Here is a 1,542-nt window from a genome sequence, read left to right as displayed (position 1 = left end):
ATTCTTTCCTGAGTCAGATCATATCTTATGCCGATGCGGATTTGGAAATGCTCTATAGCTTTGGCCGCTTGCTGTTACCGCATCTGCCGCTTGATCGGGACGTTGCCATTGTCAAGGTCGGTGATGAAGTGGAATTGCAATACTACCGCATGGAACGGATTTTTTCCGGTGCCATCAAAATTGCCGAAGGCGAAGCGCAATACGTCAAAAGCCCCACCGATGTGGGCACCGGCAAGGCTCAAGATGAGAAGGCGCCGTTGTCAGAGATCATCGAGGTGTTGAACGAACGCTTCGGCACGCAGTTCAACGAAGAAGACCGGCTTTTCTTTCAGCAGATCAAAGAGAAAGCCTGCAAGAATCAGCAGGTGATTCAAACCGCGCTCGCCAATCCGCTGGACAAGTTCGAGCTGGGCATCCGGAAGCTGATCGAGGATTTCATGATCGAGCGGATGGCGGACAACGACAAGATCGTGACGCGCTATATGTCTGAAGGCGATTTTCAAGGTTCGATTTTGCCAATTTTGGCAAAAGAAATTTTTGCAGCGATACGAAGAAGCGAGCCGGGATCCCATGCGCAGGCTGCACGCCTGGCATAATTTATTTCTATGGTAGAAATTCCCCGGCAATCTTCCCACTTATCTCTTTGTATAGTTCCTCCCAAACCATCCCTTGCGACAGTAGAAAACCCTCGCTTCGCCGCGTATATTAGCGCCCAGTAAGCGGCCGCAGTTTATTTACAAAGCATCAAAAAGACATTTGCAGAAAGGAAAAATCGCTATGAAACGACTGCTGGTTTTTCTGTACGGCGTGGTGTCTTACGCCATTTTTTTCGTAACATTTTGTTACGCTGCCGGTTTCGTCGGCAACATTCTGGTGCCCAAGTCGATTGACTCCGCGCCCACCGCGCCGTTGGCAACGGCCTTACTCGTCAACGCCGCGTTGCTCGGCTTGTTCGCCGTGCAGCACAGCGTGATGGCGCGGCAAAGTTTCAAGCGCATGATTACACGCTTCATTCCCAAAGCCGCGGAGCGCAGCACGTTCGTCTTGCTTGCCAGCCTGTGCCTGATCTTGATGTTCTGGAAATGGGAGCCAATCGGCGGCGTGATTTGGGACGTGCAAAATCCCGCTGGCCGGGCGGTGCTTTACAGCTTGTTTGCCTTCGGCTGGCTGTTGGTGCTGGCCACCACGTTCTTGATCAATCATTTCGATCTGTTCGGCTTGCGGCAAGTGTGGCTGTATTTGCGCGGCAAGGAATACCGTCCGGTCGGATTCGTCATGCCCGTGCTGTACAAACATGTCCGTCACCCGCTGTATCTCGGCTTTTTGTGCGCCTTCTGGTTTACGCCGACCATGACGGTTGCGCACCTGGTGTTTGCGCTGGCGACTACAGGTTACATTCTCATCGCGATTCAGCTTGAAGAACGTGATTTGGTGCGTGAGCATGGCGACAAATACGCGAATTATCGCCGCCAGGTGCCGATGCTCATTCCAGCGCTGCAACCCAAAGCGAGCATCACCTCGGTTAGTGTCGCGCCTGCGGTT

At 52.8% G+C, this 1,542-nt stretch carries 2 protein-coding genes; both read left to right on the top strand.

All coding sequences use genetic code 11. The annotated features are described in order from the left end of the window. Nucleotides 1–596: type I restriction endonuclease subunit R (locus FBQ85_30180; GenBank protein MDL1879400.1), on the top strand; the 596-nt coding region annotated here is incomplete at its 5' end. Nucleotides 597–777: 181 nt separating this feature from the next. Beyond that, nucleotides 778–1,542: isoprenylcysteine carboxylmethyltransferase family protein (locus tag FBQ85_30175; protein ID MDL1879399.1), on the top strand; the 765-nt coding region annotated here is incomplete at its 3' end.

Source organism: Cytophagia bacterium CHB2 (assembly GCA_030263535.1).
Lineage (GTDB): Bacteria > Zhuqueibacterota > Zhuqueibacteria > Zhuqueibacterales > Zhuqueibacteraceae > Coneutiohabitans.
The sequence above is the reverse complement of the archived record's forward strand: the minus strand, read 5'-3'. Positions and strand labels throughout refer to the sequence as shown.